This window comes from Arthrobacter sp. Hor0625 (assembly GCF_052567525.1).
Map to the genome: position 1 here is coordinate 375,266 of NZ_CP199586.1, position 19,578 is coordinate 394,843.

The following is a 19,578-nucleotide window of genomic DNA, read 5'->3' on the forward strand; positions in this document are numbered from 1 at the left end:
ACCGCCGTCGAAGGTGGGGAAATCCGAACGTCCGGCGCCATCCTCAGCCCGGCCGGCCCGCGGCGATCAGCTCCGGGAGTTGGCTCATGTCGTGGAAGACCGTGGTTCCGGGTCCCGCCAGCCGTTCCGCCGGAGTGACCCCGCCCGCGTAGGCGAAGACATGCATCCCCGCCGCCCGCGCCGCCTGGACCCCGTAGGCGCTGTCCTCGACGACGGCGCAGGCCTCCGGCGCCGTCCCCAGCGTCCCGGCCGCGTGCAGGAACAGGTCGGGGGCTGGCTTGCCCCTGGCAACCTCCGTGGCGCTGAAGATGCGGCCGGCGAAGCGCTGAAGCAACCCGGTCCGGCCCAGCGTCCGCTGCATTTTCGCGTGGCTGCCGCTGGAGGCCACGCAGTGCGGAAGCAGGATCCGGTCCAGCGCGTCCTCCACGCCGTCGACCGCCGTAAGGTCCCGCTCAAAGGCCTCGTCGTACCAGCGCTGGTAGTCCCGGTCCCAGCCCTCGGCGAGTTCGATGCCCAGATGCTCCTCGATGCCGGCGATGAAGTTGGCTTCGCTCTTGCCCACGAAGCGCCGCACGATTTCCTCGATCTCCAGCTCCCAGCCAAGGTCGGCCAGCACCCGCTGGTCCACCTGGACGGCGATCACCTCCGAGTCCACCAGGACGCCGTCGCAGTCAAAAACCACCAGTTCAAAGGAATCCCGGGCGGGCGGAGGAGGAGTCATTCAGCCATGCTAGCCAGTTGCTCGCCGAGTGCCGCGACGGAACCCACCGGAAGGGCGCACACCATGTTGCGGCAGAGGTAGACCCGGGGCGTCCCGTCGGGCCCGGCCGTCCGTCCGCGCAGCAGGGGCACTTCCTGGCCGGGGGCTGCCTCCTCCGCGGCCAGCGCAATCACCAGTCCGGGGCTGGGCGAGTTCAGCAGGGCGCGGTGCAGGGCGGCGCGCTGCGGTGTATCCGGACCGACGACGGTAGCTTCCAGCGGCCCGGCGAGGGCCGCCTGCGCCGTCGCCAGCAGCCAGCCGGCCGCCCGGGGTGCGCGGGCCGCCAGCGGCGGCAGCAGGGACAGAATGGTGCCGGCGAGGGCGCGGTCCTCGGCGGCGCCGGACAGGGCGGCGTGGGACAGCAGGGCACCGGCGAAGGCGGCTGCCCCGCTGGGGGTGGCGTCGTCGAACGGTTCCGCCCCGGCAGCGCCGCCCTGGGCGTTGGCCAGCTGCGCCGACTCCCCCACCGCGTCACGCAGTGCGCCGGTGGAGGCGAACCGGACCCGGGCGGCGGCCAGGAGGTCCCCGGCGAAGGTGTACCAGCGGATCCGGCCGGTGACCGCGTAAAGCGCGAGCAGGCCCTCGGCGCAGAACGCGTAGTCCTCCAGCAGCCCTTCGATGCCGCGGCCGGTCCCATGATGGGAGACGCGGACCAGCCGGCCGGCGCCGGCCGGGCCGCCGGGGGTCCAGTGCACCCGCTCCAGGTAGCCGGCGATCCGCTCGGCGGCCGCTAGCAGCGCCGGCCGCTCCAGCAGCGCGCCGGCATCGGCGAGGGCCGCGACGGCCAGGCCGTTCCAGCCCGCCACCACCTTCTCGTCGCGGGCCGGCTGCGGCCACTCCGCGCGGGCACGGCGCAGCGCCGGGCGCACCCGCTGCCACAGCGCGGCCTCGGCGGCGTCGAGCGCCCGGCCCGGATGCAGCGGCGCCCCGGCGTCCGGGCCGCCGCCGTGACCGTGCACCCCCATCAGGGCCGCGGTGCGTTCGCCGTCCTCCGGGCCCAGCAGCTCCGCCAGTTCCGCGGGTGTCCACACGTAGCTGCCGCCTTCGACGTGCTCCCCGTCCACCACGGTGTCCGCGTCGAGCGAGGACGCCAGCGCGTCGGGGCCACCGGGCCCGGTGAGCCCCAGCGCACCCAGCATCCAGTCGGCGGTGCTGCCGGCAGCCTCCGCCGCTTCCGCGGCCGGGAAGCCCGCCGTCCCCCCCAGCCGGACCCAGTGGAGGTAGCAGCGCAGCAGCTGGGCGTTGTCGTAAAGCATCTTCTCGAAGTGCGGAACGGACCAGTCCCGGGTCACCGAGTACCGGGCAAAGCCGCCCTCCACCCGGTCGTAGAGGGCCGAGCGGGCCATCGCGGCGAGCGTGCGGCCGGCGAGATCGCGGGCCAGGGCGGCCGTGTCCGAGGGTACGGCCGCGTGCCGGAGCAGGAATTCCAGCACGGAGGACGGCGGGAACTTCGGGGCGGCGCCGAATCCGCCGTCGGAATCTTCGGCGCGGGCGAGGGCACGCACCGCATCGGCCAGCAGTTCCGGCCGGAGCTCGGGGGCGGGGGCATCCAGCCGGACAGCGGAGGCAGCCTGGGCGGCGGCGAGGCCGCGGGCCAGGGTGGCGGCGTTCTGTTCGACGGCGCCGCGGCGTTCCCGCCAGGCCTCCTCTACCGCTTCCAGCACCTGGCGGAACGAGGGCCGGCCGGGCATCGGGCGGGGCGGATAGTAGGTCCCGGCGTGGAAGGCCCGGCCGTCGGGCAGCAGGAAGACGGACATCGGCCAGCCGCCCTCACCGCTGATCGCCTGGGTGGCGGCCATGTAGACCGCGTCGACGTCGGGGCGTTCCTCCCTGTCCACCTTGACCGGCACGAAGTGGGCGTTCAGGTAGTCGGCGGTGTCCTGGTCCTCGAAGGACTCCCCCGCCATGACGTGGCACCAGTGGCAGGCCGCGTACCCGATCGAGAGGAAGACCGGGACGTCCCGGGCCGCGGCGAAAGCGAAGGCCTCATCCCCGAACGGCCGCCAGTGGACCGGGTTGCCGGCGTGCTGGCGCAGATAGGCGGACGGCTCCGCGCCCAGGGCGTTGGACGCCCCGGGGATGCCGCCGGTTCCGGCAGGCCGGCCGCCGTCAGCGGCTGCCGGGTCCTGCGTCACCGTCGGTCTCCGGCCGGCCGGAGGCGGCCTCGGCGGCGCGCTCCTCTTCGACCTGCGCCCGGTAGCGGACCCGGCGGATCCGCCGGACCATGTCCACGATCAGCAGCGCCGTGAGCACCACGATGAAGGCGGTGAGCAGGAAGCCCAGCAGGCCCGGTGTGACCTGGTCCTGGGTGAGCCCGGGACGCAGCGACGGCGACGGCGCGGGCGCCGGGGCGGTCGCCAGGGCGATGAGCAAGGAGTGCACGGCGGGAACCTTCTGTGGGGATTGTCGTCTGCGGGACCCGGCCGCCAGTTCTACGTGGCATAGAAGTCCCTGCGTGGTCTATCTTAGCCCGGCGAAAAAGTCTGTTTCGGGCAGGTCCGCCGGGACCTTGGACTGGATCAGGGAGTAGTCCTCCCACGGCCAGGTCTGGCGCTGCATCGCCGGCGAGACCGCAAAGAAGAATCCCTCGGGGTCGATCTGCGTCCGGTGGGCGCGCAGGGCGTCGTCGCGGGCCTCAAAGAAGTCGCCGCACTCGATCTGCGTGGTGGTCGGATGCGTCGGGGCGGGCGGGGTGTGCCCCTCGGCGTCGGCCTCCAGCCACGCCGCGATCCGCTCGGCGTACGGCGACTGCAGTCCGGCTTCCTCCAGCGCATAGTGCAGCGCCCGGAACCGTTCGGGGCTAAAGGCGCGGTCGTAGTAGAGCTTGCTGGGCTGCCAGGGGTCGCCGGTGCCCGGATACCGCTCCGGGTCGCCGGCGGCCTCGAACGCCTCCACGGCGACCCGGTGGGCCATGATGTGGTCCGGGTGCGGGTAGCCGCCGTTCTCGTCGTAGCTGAGGATGACCTGCGGCTTGAACCGGCGGACCAGCCGCACCAGCGGAGCGGCCGCGCGTTCCAGCGGCAGGGTGGCGAAGGAGCCGGCGGGAAGCGGCGGCAAGGGGTCGCCCTCGGGCAGCCCGGAATCGACGAAGCCCAGCCAGTGCTGGCGGATGCCGAGGACCTTGGCCGCGTTCGCCATCTCCAGGCGCCGGGCGCCGGCCATGTCGCGCTTGGGGTGCGGCGCGCTTTCCATCGCCGGGTTCTGGATGTCGCCGCGGGACCCGTCGGTGCAGGTCGCCACCAGGACGTCGACGCCGGCGGCGGCGTACCTGGCCATCGTCGCGGCGCCCTTGCTCGATTCGTCGTCGGGGTGCGCGTGGACGGCGAGCAGCCGAAGCGGGGCTGACGGGCTGGGGGACGCTGTCATGGCGGGACGGCTCCTCTTTCTTGGGCGGAATTCTGCTGCGGGGCGGTACTGGCGCTCGTGGGCCGGACTCCGGGACCACGCCCGGAGTAACGCGCAACGGCGGCGCGGAAATTCCCCCGCCCGATCCACACTAAACTGGACGGGTGACTTCCGAGGAGCAGCCCGCGGCGACCGTGCCGGCACCTAACAGCGTAGCCAATCGCTACGGAGCCCAAAAGCGCGCCCTCGGCGGGAAGGCCAAGCGCATCATCCTCGTCCTCGCCCTCGCCTTCGGAATCGGCGTGGCGGCCTGGATTTCGACGTCGGCAGCCACCGAGTCCGTCAGCTTCAAGGACATCGGCTACAGCACCACCGACGCCACCCTGACCGAGCTGGACTTCCAGGTCACCAAGAACCCCGGCACCGCCGCCAAGTGCGCGGTCAAGGCCCTCGACGCCAAGTTCGCCGTCGTCGGCTGGAAGGTCGTGGACGTCGGGCCCAACGCGGCCGACGCCGGCAGCGACGGCGGCCGGACCACCGTGCACCGGGCGACGGTCCGCACCGAGTCGCAGGCCGTCTCCGCCGTCGTCGACAGCTGCTGGATCCCGGACGCCGCAAAGTAACCGGCGAAGTAACACGGTGTGACCTGCGACGCAGGGGTTCTTGGGTTTATCCACAGCATTGACTACAATGGATGAATTACCTCTACCCCGCTGAGCTGGTTACTGAGATCCATAAGTGGCCACCGTGGCGGGGTCTTTGCTTGTTTGACCAGCTTGTTTGACCATCAAAAGGAGAAGTCCGTGTCGACCACCAACAGCGCAACTGCAGCTTGGCTTACCCAGGAAGCTTTTGACCGCCTGAAGGCAGAGCTGGACCACCTCTCCGGCGCCGGGCGTGCAGACATCGTTCAGAAGATCGAAGCTGCCCGCCAGGAAGGCGACCTCAAGGAGAACGGCGGCTACCACGCCGCCAAGGAGGAGCAGGGCAAGATCGAGGCCCGCATCCGCCAGCTGACCGAACTGCTCCGCGACGCGCACGTGGGCGAGGCGCCTGCCGACGACGGCATCGTCGAGCCGGGCATGCTCGTGGTCGCCCGGATTGCCGGTGACGAGGAACGCTTCCTGCTGGGCTCCCGCGAGATCGCCGGCGACTCGGACCTGGACGTCTTCAGCGAAAAGTCCCCGCTGGGGTCCGCGATCGTCGGCCACAAGGAGGGCGACAAGCTCAGCTACACCGCCCCGAACGGCAAGGACATCGCGGTGGAGATCATCTCCGCCAAGCCGTACGCCGGCTAACTGCCAGCCACGACGCCGGCCCCCGCTTCCGCGGCGGGCCGGCGTCGGCGTTTAACCGCCCTCCCCGGCCGGCCGCGGCCGGCGCCGGCCCAGCAGCAGGGCGGCGGCGACGCCGCCCGCGGCACCGCCCAGGTGGGCCTGCCAGGAGACGTAGCCGGCCACGGTCGGCAGCACACCGAACAGAATCCCGCCGTAGGCCAGGAACAGCACCACCGAGAGCAGGATCTGGCCCCAGTGGCGGTTGACGAAGCCGCGCACCAGCAGGAACGCGAACAGGCCGAAAACCAGCCCGGATGCACCGACCGTGACGTTGTAGCCGCCGATCAGCCACACCGCGGCCCCCGACCCCAGCCAGCTGGCGGCCAGCGCCGTGGCGAAAACCCGGACGCCGGAGAGGAACACCAGGAAGCCGAAGATGATCAGCGGCAGGGTGTTCGAGGCCAGATGGGCCAGGTTTGCGTGCAGCAGCGGAAACGTCAGGATATCCAGCAGCCCGTCGGCCGAGCGGGGACGCAGCCCGAAGGTGCCGTTGAGCGAGTGGAACAGCAGGGTGTTGAGGAACTCGATGGCGTAGAGCAGCAGCACGAAGGACCCCACCACCAGCAGGCCCTGCCGCGCCCGGGCCGCGGCCGTGACCCGCCGCTGCCCGCCGGACGCCTGCAGCACCGTGACTCCCCTAGTGCACCACGATCGGCTGGAAGCCCTCGGCCCGGAGCGCGCCCAGGACCTGCTCGCAGTGTTCGTGGCCCTTGGTTTCGAGGTTGACGGTGATGGAGACGTCGCCCATGCTGATGGAGCCGCCCACCCGGGTGTGGTCCAGCCCGGTGACGTTGGCGTCGTTTTCGGCGATGATCCGGGCGATGGTCGCGAGCGAGCCGGGCCGGTCGTCCAGCATCATCCGCACGGTCATGTAGCGTCCGGCGGCGGAGAGGCCGCGCTGGATGACCTTGAGCATCAGCATCGGGTCGATGTTGCCGCCGGAGAGCACGATGGCGGTGGTGCCGGGGTTTTCGATCTTGCCTTCCATCAGCGCCGCGACGCCCACGGCGCCGGCGGGTTCGACGACCATCTTCGCCCGTTCCAGCAGGAAGATCAGGGCCCGGGCCAGGGCGTCCTCGCTGACCGTGACGACGTCGTCGACAAGTTCGCGGATGATGCTGAACGGCAGCTGCCCCGGCCGGCCGACGGCGATGCCGTCGGCCATGGTGGAGACGCGCTTGAGCGGCACGAGGGCGTCCGCCGCGAGCGAGGGCGGGTAGGCGGCGGCGTTTTCGGCCTGCACGCCGATGATCCGGATCTCCCGGCCGAGTTCCTTGGCCCGCGCCTTCACGGCCACGGCGACGCCGGCCAGCAGCCCGCCGCCGCCGACGCCCATCAGGATGGTGTCCACGTGCGGTACCTGTTCGAGGATCTCCAGACCGACGGTGCCCTGGCCGGCGACGACGTCGACGTCGTCGAACGGGTGTACGAACACCGCGCCGGTCTCATCCGCGTAGCGCTTGGCCTCGGCGAGCGCTTCGTCCACGTTGTGGCCGTGCAGCACCACCTCGGCGCCGTGGCTGCGGGTGGCGGCGAGCTTGGGCAGCGCCACCCCGAGCGGCATGTAGATCCGGGCCTTGATGCCGAGGGCCTTCGCCGCGACGGCCACGCCCTGGGCGTGGTTGCCGGCCGAGGCCGCGACAACGCCGCGCTTTTTCTCCGCCTCGGAGAGCTTGGCCATCCGGACGTAGGCGCCGCGGACCTTGAAGGAGCCGGCGCGCTGCAGGTTCTCGCATTTGAAGTAGACCTCGCCGCCCACCAGGCCGCCGAGGGCCCGGGAGGACTCCACCGGGGTGCGCGTAATAATCCCGTCGAGCAGCTTCTGCGCCTCCAGGACATCGTCCAGCGTGACGGGCAGGCTCTCGGGGGTATTCACGAACTAATCTCCTTAGGGGGTTCCGGCGTCGGCGCCCGGAAGGTGGACCTCCCTGGCGCCCGGGTCCTCACCGGCGCCGGCACGCGCAGGGGCTCCCTGCGTGCTTGCGGCTGCCAGCTCTTCATCATGTTCCCACGTTCTGCCCGCAATGTAGCGAATGGCCGAGTTTGCTACGGCGAGGATCGGGACCGAGAACAGGGCCCCCGGGATTCCGGCAAGGTAGGAACCGGCGGCCACGGACAGGATGACGGCCACCGGGTGGAGCGACACCGCCTTGCCCATGACCAGGGGCTGCAGGATGTGGCCCTCCAGCTGCTGGACAAGCAGCACGATGCCTACCATGATCAGCGCGTTGACGAGGCCGTTGGCCACCAGTGCCAGCAGCACCGCGATGGCGCCGGTCACGAGCGCGCCGACGAGGGGAATGAACGAGCCGATGAAGACCAGCACACCGAGCGGCAGGGCGAGCGGGACGCCGATGATCGCGGCGCCGACGCCGATGCCGAGGGCATCCACGAACGCGACGAACAGCTGGATGCGGGTGTAGCTGACCATCGAGGTCCAGCCGCGCCGGCCGGCGCCGTTGACGGCGGGCCGTGCCTTGCGCGGCATCAGCCGGACCAGGAACTTCCAGATCCGCTCGCCTTCGAGCAGGAAGAAGATGGTGACGAACAGGGCAATCAGGAGTCCGGCGGCGAAGTGGCCGGCGGTGCTGCCGAAGGTCAGGGCCCCGCTGAGGATGCTGCTGCTGTTTTTCTGCAGCGCTGCGGTGGCGTCCTGGATGTAGGTGTCGATCTGGGCTGCCGTGAGGTGCAGCGGGCCCTCGGCCAGCCAGGTCTGGATCTGCTGGACGCCGGCCAGTGCCTGGCCCCAGAGCTCGCCGAATCCGGTGAAGAGCTGCCGGCCCACGAGGGCCAGCGCGCCGCCGATCAAGCCGATAAAGCCCAGCAGGGTAATCGCCACTGCCGCGCCGTTGGGAACCCGGTGCCTGCGCAGCCAGCGTGTGACGGGGCTGAGCAGCCCGGCCAGCAGCGCCGCGACCATCACCGGGATGATCAGGAAACTGATCTTGCTCAGCAGCCAGATCAGCGCCCCGGTGACGAGCAGGATCAGGCCGATCCGCCACGCCCACGACGCCGCGATCCGGACGCCGTAGGGGATGTCCTCGTCCAGGTCCCGGTCGCTGCGGACCCGCCGGGGGCCCGCTGCCGGTACGGCACCCGGCGCGGCGGCCGGGACGTCCGCGGCGGCCTCCCCGCCGGGCATGGCGGTGGCAGCGGCGGCGGGGGCGGAAAGTTCCGGGGCGGCGAAGCCGGGCAGCGCGGAATCGGGTCGGTTGGCGGCGTCCTCAGCTGGCGTCATAGCCCCATAATTCCGCAGTGCGGCTGGGAAAGGAAACGGACACGGCCCGCGGGTGACGGGAACAGCGGCCGCGGGGTGCCTTAGCTGGGGTGCCGTACCTGCGGTGCCTAGCTGCCCAGCTCGGCTGTAATTCCCCACTCCATACTGAACGACTCCCCGGCCGGCAGCCAGCGCAGGCCGTCGCCGCTGTTGAAGGCGTTCGCTGGCCCGGTCATCGGTTCCAGGGCCACCGCCGTGGCCCTGCCGGGGAACTTGTCCGTCACGAAGACGTGGAGGTAGCCGCAGGAGCTGTCCTGCCAGAGGCTCACGCTGCGGCCGTCGTCCGCGCGCAGCGTGCTGCGGGCCGTCCCGCCGTCGAAGTCCAGGTCCGTGTAGGCGCAGTCCAGGGGCATTCTGCCCACCCGGCGGCCGGCCCGCAGGTCGAAGTCGCCGTCGGCCGGCTCGGTGCCGCGGGGAATCAGCCGCCCGTCCGTCACCAGCCGGGTCCGTCCGCTGACGGTCAGGGTGAGGTCCTCGCTCGGGACCTCGCCAAGGCGCAGGTAGGGGTGCGCGCCGAGGACGAACGGCGCCGGCTCCTGGGAGTCGTTGACCAGCGTCTGCCGGACGGTCAGGCCCAGGTCCTCCCCGAGCGTGTACCGCACCCGGTGCCGGAGCAGGAACGGGTAGCCGTGCTGCGGGAAGACCGCCGCCTCCAGGGTCACCGAGAATTCGGACTCGTCCACCAGTTCGTAGGGAGAGTTCCTTAGCAGGCCGTGGCTGGCGTTGTTCCGCCCCACTTCGGTGATGTCCAGCTGCTGCTGCTTCCCGTTGAGGGTCCAGACGCCGTCCTCCACCCGGTTCGCCCAGGGCGCGAGGGTGATGCCGGCGGCGCCGGGGGCGATCTCCGCGTCCGCGTATGTCTCCGTCAGCTGGGTCCCGGCCCGGGTGTAGAGCCGCAGGCCGGCGGCCAGTTCGGTCACGACGGCGAGCGCGTCGCCGCGGCGCAGCTCGTATTGCCGGCCGGTCGCGTAGCGCCGGGCGGAAGCGTCGGTGGCGGGGGCGTTGGAATCGGGGGCGGGGGCATTGGAATCGGGGGCGGTAGCGGGCGCGGCCGGGTCGGCGGTGGAGTCCATGGGCACCACGGTACCGAACCGCGTACGTTTACACGCGGGGCTTTACCGGATTCCTCCGAAGTCTGATCGAATGATGGCATGCGCGCCGACAGCATCACCCCCGTCACCCTCGCCGATGGCCGGGAGCTCTTCTACTTCGCCGACGCGGGCAGGACCGGCGGTCCCGCACTCCCCGACCCCCGGGAGGTCCCGGACCGCCGGGCACCGGAAGCCCGCGGCGGCGCCGGGGAGCTGCGCTTCGATGCGCTCACCGGCGAATGGGTGGCCATCGCCCCGCACCGCCAGGCCCGCACCCACCTGCCGCCCGCGGCCGAGTGCCCGCTTTGCCCCAGCACCCCGGAGCGCCCCTCGGAAATCCCGGCCCCGGACTACGACGTGGCGGTGTTCGAGAACCGCTTCCCGTCCCTCGGGCCCGACGTCGGACACCTCCCGGAGCAGACAGGCTGGGGAACCAGCACGCCCGCCTGTGGCCGCTGCGAGGTCATCAGCTTTACCCCGGAGCACACCGGATCCTTCGCCGGCCTCGGCGAAGCGCGGGCCCGCACGGTGGTGGAGGCGTGGGCGGCCCGCACCGCCGCGCTCAGCGCGCTGCCCGGGGTCCGCCAGGTGTTCCCGTTCGAGAACCGCGGCGCGGACATCGGCGTCACGCTCCACCACCCGCACGGCCAGATTTACGCCTACCCCTACGTTCCGCCGCGGGCCGCCGTGTTGTCGGCTGTGGCGCAGCGGCACTACGACGCCACCGGCGGCCGGGAGACGCTCACCGGTTCGCTGCTGCGCGCGGAGAGCCGGGACGGCAGCCGGATGGTACTGGAGGGACGGCACTTTAGCGCCTACGTGCCCTTCGCCGCGCGCTGGCCGCTGGAGGTCCACCTTGTGCCGCACCGGCAGGTCCCGGACCTTGCCGCGCTCGACGGTGGCGAACGGGACGAACTGGCCGTGCTGTACCTGGCGCTGCTGCGCCGACTGGACGCCCTGTACCCCACGCCGACGCCATACATTGCCGCCTGGCAACAGGCCCCGCTGGACGCTGGGGCCCGCGCCGCCGGCCACCTGCACCTGCAGCTGACCTCACCCCGCCGCGCTGCGGACAAACTGAAATACCTGGCCGGCTCCGAAGCCGCCATGGGGGCCTTCATCAACGACACCACCCCGGAGGCCGTCGCGGCCCGGCTGCGCGCCGCGGGCGCGGACACCTCCTCCGCCGGCACGGAAGGCAGCACCGCATGAACACTCCCCTGGGCACCGCCGAGTTGCGGTCACGGTTCGAAGCGACCTTCGGCGCCGCCCCCGACGGCCTCTGGCAGGCCCCAGGCCGGGTCAACCTGATCGGCGAACACACCGACTACAACGAGGGCTTCGTGCTGCCGTTCGCGATCGACCGGGCAGCCCGGGTGGCGGTCCGGCTCCGGACCGATTCCACCGTGCGGATGCTCTCCACCTTCGGCAACCAGGGCCTGACGACGGCGGATGCCGCGGCGCTGGATCCGGCCACGGCCAAGGGCTGGACCAAATATCCGCTCGGCGTCATGTGGGCCCTGCAGCAGCGCGGCGTGGCGGTCCCCGGCCTGGACCTGCTGCTCGACTCGGACGTGCCCCGGGGCGCCGGGCTGTCCTCGTCGCACGCCATCGAGTGCGCCGTCGCCCTGGCCCTCAACAACCTCACCGCGGCCAGCCTTGGAACCGCCGACCTGGTGCTGGCCACGCAGCGCGCGGAGAACGAGTTCGTCGGCGCCCCCACCGGCATCATGGACCAGTCCGCTTCGCTCCGGGGCGCCGAGGGCCGGGCCGTGTTCCTGGACTGCCGGGACCAAAGCGCCCGGCTGGTGCCCTTCGACGCCGGGGCCGCGGGGCTGGTGCTGCTGGTGATCGACACCGGCGTGACCCATTCGCACGCCGGCGGCGGGTACGCGGCCCGGCGGACCTCGTGCGAGCTGGGAGCGGACGTGCTGGGCGTCCGGGCGCTGCGCGACGTGGCCCTCTCCGACCTGCCGGAGGCGGCCGGGCTGCTGGATGCGGAGACCTTCCGCCGGGTCCGGCACGTCGTGACCGAGAACGCCCGGGTACTGCAGGCCGTGGAGCGGCTCGAACACGCCGGGCCGCGGGCGATCGGCGCGCTGCTGGACGCCTCGCACGCCTCGATGCGGGACGACTTCGAGATTTCCTGTCCCGAACTGGACCTCGCGGTCGACACGGCGCGCGCCGCGGGCGCGATCGGGGCCCGGATGACCGGCGGCGGCTTCGGCGGCTCCGCGATCGCCCTCGTGCCGGCGGAGGACGAGCAGCGGGTACGGGCCGACGTCGGCCGGGCGTTCGCGCACGCCGGCTTCGGCGCCCCCACAGTGTTCCCGGTCCGTCCCGCGGCCGGCGCGCGCCGGCTGGCCTGACCGGACCGCCGGCCGCCTTCCCGTGCGTCGCCCGGGCCGCCGACCATCCGGTCCCCGGTCCGCCGGCCGGGAGTAGGCTGGGCCGCATGCCGGAAGCTGTCATTGTCGCCACTGCCCGAAGCCCCATCGGCCGCGCCTTCAAAGGGTCCTTGAAGGACGAACGGCCCGACGACCTTGCTGCCGCCATGGTCACCGCCGCCCTGGCGAAGCTGCCCGGGTTCGACCCAAACGACGCCGGACGCGGCCTCGACGACCTGTACCTGGGCTGCGCCGAACCCAGCGGCGAGGCCGGCTCCAACATGGCCCGGGTCGTGACGATCCTCGCCGGGCTCGACAACGTGCCCGCCGCGACCATCAACCGCTTTTGCGCCTCCAGCCTGCAGACACTCCGGATGGCGTTCCACGCCATCAAAGCCGGCGAGGGATCGGCCTTCGTCGCCGCCGGCGTCGAGGCCGTGTCCCGCTACCGCGACTGGGCCGGAGCCGGGGAGACCGACGCAGGCACCCACAATCCGCTGTTCGAGGCGGCCGGGAAGCGGACGGCGGCCCGGGCCGCGTCCAACACCCCGTGGACCGACCCCCGGCTGGGCGGACGGATGCCGGACATCTACATCTCCATGGGGCAGACCGCGGAGAACGTCGCCACCAGCTACGGGGTCAGCCGCGCCGAACAGGACGCCTGGGCGGTGCAGAGCCAGAACCGGGCCGAGGCGGCGATCGCCTCGGGCTTCTACGCCCGCGAAATCACCCCCTACACGCGCCGCGACGGAACGGTGATAGACCGGGACGACTCGCCGCGGGCGGGCGTGAGCCTTGAGGCGGTGGAGGCCCTGCAGCCGGTTTTCCGCGGCGAGGGGACCGTCACGGCGGGCAACGCCTGCCCGCTTAACGACGGAGCGGCCGCCCTCGTCGTCATGAGTGACACCCGCGCCAAGGAACTCGGGCTGCAGCCCCTGGCCCGGGTCGTCTCCTCCGGCGTCAGTGCCCTCTCCCCCGAACTGATGGGCATGGGCCCCGTCGAGGCGACCCGCCGCGCCCTGAAGACCGCGGGGCTGTCCATCGGCGACATCGACCTGGTGGAACTGAATGAGGCGTTCGCGGTGCAGGTGCTGGCCAGCGCCCGGGAACTGGGGATCGACCCGGACCGGCTGAACGTCCACGGCGGCGCCATCGCCCTGGGGCACCCCTTCGGCATGACCGGCGCACGGATGACCACCACGCTGCTGAACGGGCTGCGCGAACGCGACGGCAACCTGGGCCTGGCCACGCTGTGCGTCGGCGGCGGCCAGGGCATGGCGCTGGTGCTGGAGCGGCTCGCCTGAACGGGGCGCGGACCGCAGACACAGCGGCGGGCCCCGCCGGCCGAATCGAGTTCGGTCCGGCGGGGCCCGCCGTGGTGGTACTGCCCGGCGCTCAGGCCGGGGCTTTTAGTCGTCGCCGCGCAGGATGGCGAGCAGGCGGATGATCTCCACGTAGAGCCACACCAGGGTGACCGTCAGGCCGAACGCCGCGGTCCAGGAGAAGCGCTGCGGGGCGCCGGCGCGGACGCCGGCCTCGATGCTGGTGAAGTCCATGATCAGCGAGAAGGCAGCCAGACCGATCGCGAGCAGGCCGATGAAGACACCCAGCGGGATCCCGAAGATCTCGAAGCTGGTGCGCAGGCCGAACGGGGAGTCGACCGCGCCGGTCCACATCATCACCATGTTGATCAGGGCAAAGACGGCGTAGCCGATCAGCGCGATCATGAAGAAGCGCATGGCCTTCGGGGTGGCCCGGACCTTGCCGCTCTTGAACAGCACCAGGGTCACGGCGAAGACCGAGAGCGTGCCGATCACGGCCTGCAGTCCGACGCCGGGGAACATGCCGTCGAGGATCCGGGTCAGGCCGCCAAGGAAGAGTCCCTCGAGGGCAGCGTAAGCCAGGATCAGGGCCGGCGAGGGCTGCTTCTTGAAGGTGTTGACCATGGCCAGCACGAAGCCGCCCAGGGCACCGACAATCATCAGCATGGAGGCCAGGCCCTGTGCCACCACGAGGGTGACGGCTGCGCCGGCGATCACGGCACCGAGGCAGGCCGCGGTCTTCATGATGACGTCGTCGAAGGTCATCCGGCCGGTGTCGGCCGGACCGGCGGCTGGGCGGTTGTACATGTCCTGCAGCTGGTCGCTGCTCATGGCCTGCTGCGCGGGGTTCCAACCGGCCTGGCCGTACGGCTGCTGGCCGTAGGGCGCCTGGCCGTAGCCGTACTGGCCCTGGCCGTAGTGTGCTGGCGGGGCCGGCGGCGCCTGGGTGGCTCCACGGAAGTTCTTTCCGTTGAAGATCGGGTTTCCGCCTAGTGCCATTGCTGGTGTCCTCCAAGTAAGGGGGTAAGTGATGATCGGTCATGCGGATCGATAAGACCCACGCTACCAACTTCCACGTCCGGCGGGCAGGGATAGTTCCCCGGCCGCGGGGCCGCAACCCAACCGTGACCTCCCGCCCGCCGGGCGCGCGCCCGGGAGCCCGAAGCCTCGGCCACCGCGGCCCGAGGCACTGCGCGCAAGCGGCGGGGCGCAGGACCGCTGGACTGTTTAGAAGGCCGCCGGAACAACAAAAGTTTTCTTAAGTACTGCTAAACCTCTGCGACGGCCGCGCTTCACGGTTGTTACGGGATCGCGATGTTTCCGCCGTCGAGAGCGGTCTTTTTCACCTCCTCCGGCCTGTAGCATTGGGCCACAGGGTGACGGACATCACAGCCTCGCGGCCCGCCCGTCACCTCACCGTTCGCAGCGGTTGCAATGGAGCAACCCGCACCACCCCCATGTGGAGGTTTTCAATTTGAGAAGCACACCGAGAGGCCTGTCGCAGAGGCGGGGCAGATTGTTGAAAGCTGTGGGGGCCGTCTTCGCCGCCGTGGCCGCCCTTCTGCTCATTGTCGCCCCGGCATCCCAGGCCGCGACCCCCGCGCCGACACCATCCCCGTCGAGCACCACGTTCCAGAACAGCATCAGCGGCTTCCTCCGCGGCGATGACCGCGCTCCGCTCGCCGATGTCACCATCACCGCCAAGAGCGGAGACTTCACCGGAACGACCAAATCGGGTGCCAACGGCTCCTGGACCATCGGTGTCCCAACGCAGGGCACCTACGAGGTCGAGCTGGACGTCAACACCCTCCCCGAGGGAATCAAGCTGGCCGACGGCCAGGAGAACCCCCGCAAGGTCACCTTCAGCCAGACCTCCAACCTCTCGGTGATCTTCGCTTTCGGCAAGGGCATCGTCGTCCAGGAGCAGGACTTCGGCCAGAACCTGCTCAACCGCCTCGTGGCGGGCCTGAGCTTCGGCCTGCTCCTGGCGCTGGCCTCGGTCGGCCTGTCGCTGATCTTCGGCACCACCGGCCTGACCAACTTCGCCCACGGCGAGATGGTCACCCTCGGCGCCGTCCTGGTCTTTGCGTTCAACGCGATGAACCTGCCCTTCTGGCTGGCCATCCTGCTGGCACTGCTCGGCGGCGGCCTCTTCGGCTACGCCCAGGACGCCGGGCTGTGGAAGCCGCTGCGGCGCCGCGGCACCGGCCTGGTCCCGATGATGATTGTCAGCATCGGCCTCGCCCTCGCCGTCCGGTATGTCATCCAGTTCTACTTCGGCGGCGCCACCCAGCAGCTGCCCTACGCGCAGAGCGCTGAAATCCAGATCGGCCCGGTCTCGATCTCGCCGAACAACCTGTGGTCCCTGCTGATCAGCCTCGTCGTCATCGCGGTGCTCGGCGTCATCCTGCTCAAGACCCGGCTGGGCAAGGCCACCCGCGCGGTCGCCGACAACCCGGCCCTGGCGGCTGCCTCCGGCATCGACGTCGACTCGGTGATCCGCATCGTCTGGGTCACCGGCGGCATGCTCGCCTCCCTCGGCGGCATCCTGTGGGCGTACTACCGGCCCGGTGTCACGTTCGATATGGGTTCGCAGATCCTGCTGCTCATCTTCGCCGGCGTGACCCTCGGCGGCCTCGGCACGGTCTGGGGCGCCCTGTTCGGTTCCATCATCGTCGGCATCTTCGTGGAGCTGACCACCGTCTTCGGCCTCGCCGCCGACCTCAAGTACGTGGGAGCACTGTTCATCATGATCGTTGTCCTCTTGTTCCGGCCCCAGGGCATCCTGGGCCGCCGCGAGCGCGTGGGTTAGGAGACAAATATGGACTTCGGATTCATCCTTTCCAGCGCTGCCGGTGAACTGCTCAGCCCGACGACGGCGGCGTACGCGCTTGCCGCGCTCGGCCTCGCGGTGCACTTCGGCTACTCGGGCCTGCTGAATTTCGGCCAGGCCGGCTTCATGGCGGTCGGTGCCTACGGCTTCGCCATTTCCACCCTGACCTTCCACGTGCCGTTCTTCGTGGGCCTGCTCATCGCCGTCGTCTGCTCGGCAATCTTCGCCCTGCTGCTCGGCATCCCGACACTCCGGCTCCGGGCGGACTACCTGGCCATCGTCACGATCGCGGCCGCGGAAATCGTCCGCTACATCGTCACCACCAACCAGCTGACCTCGGTCACCGGCTCGGCCAACGGCCTGGCCGCGTTCGAGGGCGACTTCTACGCCATGAACCCGTTCCCGAACGGGGACTACTTCGGCATGAACAACCGCGACTTCTTCATCCGCGTGGTCGGCTGGGCCCTCGTCGTCGTCTGCTGCCTGCTCGTCTGGCTCCTGATGCGCAGCCCCTGGGGCCGGGTGCTGAAGGGCATCCGCGAGGACGAGAACGCGGTGCGTTCGCTGGGCAAGAACGTCTACTCCTACAAGATGCAGGCCCTGGTCATCGGCGGCGTGCTCGGTGCCCTGGCCGGGATGGTCTTCACCCTCCCCCGCGGTGCGGTGCAGCCGGCCAACTACGGCACGGAGCTGACCTTCTTCCTCTACACCTGCCTGCTGCTCGGCGGCCTCGGCACCGTGCTCGGGCCCGTCGTCGGGGCGATGATCTTCTGGGTGGTCCTCTCCCTCACCCAGGGCGTGCTCTACGGCCTGATCGAATCGGGAGCCGTCACGTGGCTGAACACGGTCCAGGCCGGCCAGCTGCGCTACATCCTGGTCGGCATCGCACTGATGCTGCTGATGATCTTCAGGCCCCAGGGCGTCTTCGGCAATAAGAAGGAGCTGGCGTTCGCATGAGCATGCACAGCGAAACACCCCAGACGGGCGCCGGGAGCACCGGCGCCGAAACCATCGACTACATGACGGACACCCGTCCGATTGCCGCCGGTGAGATTGCGCCCGGATGCAAGAAGCGGGATCCGATCGTGGTGGCGGAGAACGTCACCCGCAGCTTCGGCGGCATCAACGCCGTCGACGTCGAATACCTGGAAATCCCCCGGCACAAGATCACCGCCCTGATCGGGCCGAACGGTGCCGGCAAGACTACCCTGTTCAACCTGCTGACCGGCTTCGACACCCCGAACACGGGCAAGTGGCAGTTCGAGGGCAACAGCCTGGCCGGCGTCTCCTCCTACAAGGTGGCCCGGATGGGCATGGTGCGCACCTTCCAGCTGACCAAGGTCATGGGCAAGCTGACGGTGATGGAAAACATGCGCCTCGGCGCGTCCAACCAGGCCGGCGAGAAGCTCTACAAGGCCTTGTTCAAGGGCATCTGGGGCGGCCAGGAAAAGAAGATCACCGAAGAAGCCAACGTGCTGCTGCAGAAGTTCAAGCTCGACGCCAAGAAGGACGACTACGCCGCGTCCCTCTCCGGCGGCCAGCGCAAACTCCTGGAGATGGCCCGCTCGCTGATGGTCCGCCCGAAGCTCGTCATGCTCGACGAACCGATGGCAGGCGTCAACCCGGCGCTGACCCAGTCCCTGCTGGACCACATCAAGAACCTCAAGGCCGAGGGCATGACCGTGTTGTTCGTCGAACACGACATGCACATGGTCCGCCACATCGCCGACTGGGTTGTGGTGATGGCCGAGGGCAAGATCGTGGCCGAAGGGCCGCCGGCAGACGTCATGAAGAACCCTGCCGTGATCGACGCCTACCTCGGCGCCCACCACGACGTGGACCTGGGCGATTCCGAGGGCATCAAGGAGCTCGCCGCCGAACTCGAAGCCGACGACGAATCGATCGTCGGTACCGAGAGCGCCGGCATCATCTCCTCCGACGTCCTGGCCGCCGAGGCCGAGACCGGGTCCGGCGCCGCGCCTGGCACGGCACACGGGCGGCACAGCGCCGAGGAGCCCACGAGCGGCGAACAGCCGCCCCGGACAGTGAAGGACACCGAATGAGCGCCACCAGTGCGGCCCCGGCCGCGAAAAATGCCTACGACGGCGATTCGGTCGTCAAGGTCACCGACCTGGTGGCCGGGTACCTTCCGGGCGTCAACATCCTCAACGGCTGCAGCATCGAGGCCCGCAAGGGTGAGCTGATCGGCATCATCGGCCCCAACGGCGCCGGCAAGTCGACCCTGCTCAAGGCCATGTTCGGTTTGGTCAAGGTCCACTCCGGGTCCGTCGTGGTCCGCGGCCAGGACATCACCGGGCTGAAGGCGAACAAGCTGGTGACCAAGGGCGTCGGCTTCGTCCCGCAGACGAACAACGTCTTCGCGGCGCTGACCATCGAGGAAAACCTCCAGATGGGCATGTTCCAGCGGCCCAAGGCCTTCGCCGAGCGGTTCGACTTCGTCGCCGGGCTGTTCCCGGAGCTGGCCAAGCGCAGGGCGCAGCGGGCCGGATCGCTCTCCGGCGGCGAGCGCCAGATGGTTGCCATGGGCCGGGCGCTGATGATGGACCCCGCCGTGCTGCTGCTCGACGAGCCCTCCGCAGGCCTCTCCCCCGTCAAGCAGGACGAGACCTTTCTGCGGGTGCACGAGATCAACCGGGCCGGCGTCTCGGTGATCATGGTCGAGCAGAACGCCCGGCGCTGCTTGCAGATCTGTGACCGCGGCTATGTCCTGGACCAGGGCAAGGACGCGTACACGGGTACCGGCCGGGAACTGATGAAGGATCCCAAGGTCATCCAGCTCTACCTGGGCACCTTGGCCGACACGGTCGAGTAGGCCAGGCCTCCGGGCCGGACGACCGCGTCGTGCGCTTCGAAGGGCCGTCACCACCGGTGGCGGCCATTCTGCATGCCCGGCGCGTGTGCGGTCCTCGTGTGCCGTCCGGGCCCCTCCGCAGCCACTTGCTCGGCGCCTGCGCTCGTTCCTCGCGCAACAACGGCGCTTTCGCCAGAGCCTGCCTCCGTCGCCCTTCCTTCTGAGCCACGTTGCCGCGCCGGTTTCGGACGAGCGCACCCCGGGCCCGCGGAGCCCTGGTCCGGAACCGCCGCGAGAATCCATTTCCCTAGCCCCCACGCGGCTGGCGGAGCCCTCCTGCGGCTGCGTGCGGGCCCACCGCCCCGCCCCCTAGAGCCCCACCAGCGCCCGCTCCCCTCGTTTCCGCGCCGGTTT

General features: G+C 70.4%; 18 protein-coding genes. 9 read left to right on the forward strand and 9 right to left on the reverse strand.

The window, feature by feature from the left end:
* Positions 1 to 43: 43 nt before the first annotated feature.
* The 4 genes from ACTWLI_RS01650 to mca all read right to left on the reverse strand — a co-directional run bounded on the left by ACTWLI_RS01650 (position 44) and on the right by mca (position 4,126).
* Positions 44 to 721 carry an HAD family hydrolase gene (locus ACTWLI_RS01650; protein WP_445154985.1) on the reverse strand — a complete coding sequence of 226 codons (678 nt, stop codon included), beginning with the start codon at positions 719 to 721 and terminating at the stop codon, positions 44 to 46.
* The gene (locus tag ACTWLI_RS01655; RefSeq protein ID WP_445154986.1) at positions 718 to 2,895 is read right to left on the reverse strand and encodes a thioredoxin domain-containing protein; all 2,178 of its coding nucleotides are present in this window, start codon (positions 2,893 to 2,895) and stop codon (positions 718 to 720) included. The genes ACTWLI_RS01650 and ACTWLI_RS01655 overlap by 4 nt, the downstream gene beginning before the upstream one ends.
* Positions 2,870 to 3,142: a hypothetical protein gene (locus ACTWLI_RS01660; protein WP_056740181.1), complete on the reverse strand. Its 273-nt coding sequence runs from the start codon at positions 3,140 to 3,142 to the stop codon at positions 2,870 to 2,872. The genes ACTWLI_RS01655 and ACTWLI_RS01660 overlap by 26 nt, the downstream gene beginning before the upstream one ends.
* A gap of 78 nt (positions 3,143 to 3,220) precedes the next feature.
* On the reverse strand, positions 3,221 to 4,126 hold the full coding sequence (mca, locus tag ACTWLI_RS01665) for a mycothiol conjugate amidase Mca (RefSeq protein WP_445154987.1): 906 nt from the start codon (positions 4,124 to 4,126) through the stop codon (positions 3,221 to 3,223).
* A gap of 143 nt (positions 4,127 to 4,269) precedes the next feature.
* Here mca and ACTWLI_RS01670 point away from each other — a divergent pair, with 143 nt between their 5' ends.
* Both ACTWLI_RS01670 and greA read left to right on the forward strand, forming a co-directional pair.
* On the forward strand, positions 4,270 to 4,728 hold the full coding sequence (locus ACTWLI_RS01670) for a DUF4307 domain-containing protein (RefSeq protein ID WP_445154988.1): 459 nt from the start codon (positions 4,270 to 4,272) through the stop codon (positions 4,726 to 4,728).
* A 180-nt stretch (positions 4,729 to 4,908) separates the two neighbouring features.
* On the forward strand, positions 4,909 to 5,403 hold the full coding sequence (gene greA, locus ACTWLI_RS01675) for a transcription elongation factor GreA (RefSeq protein WP_445154989.1): 495 nt from the start codon (positions 4,909 to 4,911) through the stop codon (positions 5,401 to 5,403).
* A 51-nt stretch (positions 5,404 to 5,454) separates the two neighbouring features.
* On the opposite strand, the gene ACTWLI_RS01680 is transcribed toward greA, so the two are convergent.
* The 4 genes from ACTWLI_RS01680 to ACTWLI_RS01695 form a co-directional block, all read right to left on the reverse strand.
* Entirely contained in the window at positions 5,455 to 6,069 is a 615-nt protein-coding gene (locus ACTWLI_RS01680) for a rhomboid family intramembrane serine protease (protein WP_445154990.1), read from the reverse strand.
* A 10-nt stretch (positions 6,070 to 6,079) separates the two neighbouring features.
* The gene (ilvA, locus tag ACTWLI_RS01685) at positions 6,080 to 7,318 is read right to left on the reverse strand and encodes a threonine ammonia-lyase (protein WP_445154991.1); all 1,239 of its coding nucleotides are present in this window, start codon (positions 7,316 to 7,318) and stop codon (positions 6,080 to 6,082) included.
* A 12-nt stretch (positions 7,319 to 7,330) separates the two neighbouring features.
* The gene (locus tag ACTWLI_RS01690; protein ID WP_445156093.1) at positions 7,331 to 8,584 is read right to left on the reverse strand and encodes an AI-2E family transporter; all 1,254 of its coding nucleotides are present in this window, start codon (positions 8,582 to 8,584) and stop codon (positions 7,331 to 7,333) included.
* Between the two features lie 203 nt (positions 8,585 to 8,787).
* Positions 8,788 to 9,792 carry an aldose 1-epimerase family protein gene (locus ACTWLI_RS01695; protein WP_445154992.1) on the reverse strand — a complete coding sequence of 335 codons (1,005 nt, stop codon included), beginning with the start codon at positions 9,790 to 9,792 and terminating at the stop codon, positions 8,788 to 8,790.
* Positions 9,793 to 9,870: 78 nt separating this feature from the next.
* Between ACTWLI_RS01695 and galT the strand changes: the two genes are divergently transcribed.
* From galT to ACTWLI_RS01710, 3 genes are all read left to right on the forward strand, one after another.
* Positions 9,871 to 11,022, forward strand: a complete 1,152-nt coding sequence (gene galT, locus ACTWLI_RS01700; protein WP_445154993.1) for a galactose-1-phosphate uridylyltransferase — start codon at positions 9,871 to 9,873, stop codon at positions 11,020 to 11,022.
* Complete coding sequence (galK, locus tag ACTWLI_RS01705) at positions 11,019 to 12,179, forward strand: galactokinase (RefSeq protein WP_445154994.1); 1,161 nt, start codon at positions 11,019 to 11,021, stop codon at positions 12,177 to 12,179. Before galT ends, galK begins: the two co-directional genes overlap by 4 nt.
* A gap of 86 nt (positions 12,180 to 12,265) precedes the next feature.
* Positions 12,266 to 13,501, forward strand: coding sequence for an acetyl-CoA C-acetyltransferase (locus ACTWLI_RS01710; protein WP_445154995.1), 1,236 nt, complete (start codon positions 12,266 to 12,268; stop codon positions 13,499 to 13,501).
* Between the two features lie 105 nt (positions 13,502 to 13,606).
* Here ACTWLI_RS01710 and ACTWLI_RS01715 read toward each other — a convergent pair whose 3' ends face one another.
* On the reverse strand, positions 13,607 to 14,518 hold the full coding sequence (locus tag ACTWLI_RS01715) for a Bax inhibitor-1/YccA family protein (RefSeq protein ID WP_445154996.1): 912 nt from the start codon (positions 14,516 to 14,518) through the stop codon (positions 13,607 to 13,609).
* A 529-nt stretch (positions 14,519 to 15,047) separates the two neighbouring features.
* On the opposite strand from ACTWLI_RS01715, the gene ACTWLI_RS01720 reads away from it, so the two are divergent.
* Genes ACTWLI_RS01720 through ACTWLI_RS01735 form a run of 4 tightly spaced genes read left to right on the forward strand, consistent with a single transcriptional unit; the run spans position 15,048 to position 19,185 of the window.
* On the forward strand, positions 15,048 to 16,331 hold the full coding sequence (locus ACTWLI_RS01720; protein ID WP_445156094.1) for a branched-chain amino acid ABC transporter permease: 1,284 nt from the start codon (positions 15,048 to 15,050) through the stop codon (positions 16,329 to 16,331).
* A gap of 9 nt (positions 16,332 to 16,340) precedes the next feature.
* Positions 16,341 to 17,309, forward strand: coding sequence for a branched-chain amino acid ABC transporter permease (locus ACTWLI_RS01725; RefSeq protein WP_445154997.1), 969 nt, complete (start codon positions 16,341 to 16,343; stop codon positions 17,307 to 17,309).
* A complete protein-coding gene (locus ACTWLI_RS01730) occupies positions 17,306 to 18,415 on the forward strand; it encodes an ABC transporter ATP-binding protein (protein WP_445154998.1) in 1,110 nt (369 codons plus the stop codon). The genes ACTWLI_RS01725 and ACTWLI_RS01730 overlap by 4 nt, the downstream gene beginning before the upstream one ends.
* A complete protein-coding gene (locus ACTWLI_RS01735; protein WP_445154999.1) occupies positions 18,412 to 19,185 on the forward strand; it encodes an ABC transporter ATP-binding protein in 774 nt (257 codons plus the stop codon). The genes ACTWLI_RS01730 and ACTWLI_RS01735 overlap by 4 nt, the downstream gene beginning before the upstream one ends.
* The last annotated feature ends 393 nt before the right edge of the window (positions 19,186 to 19,578 follow it).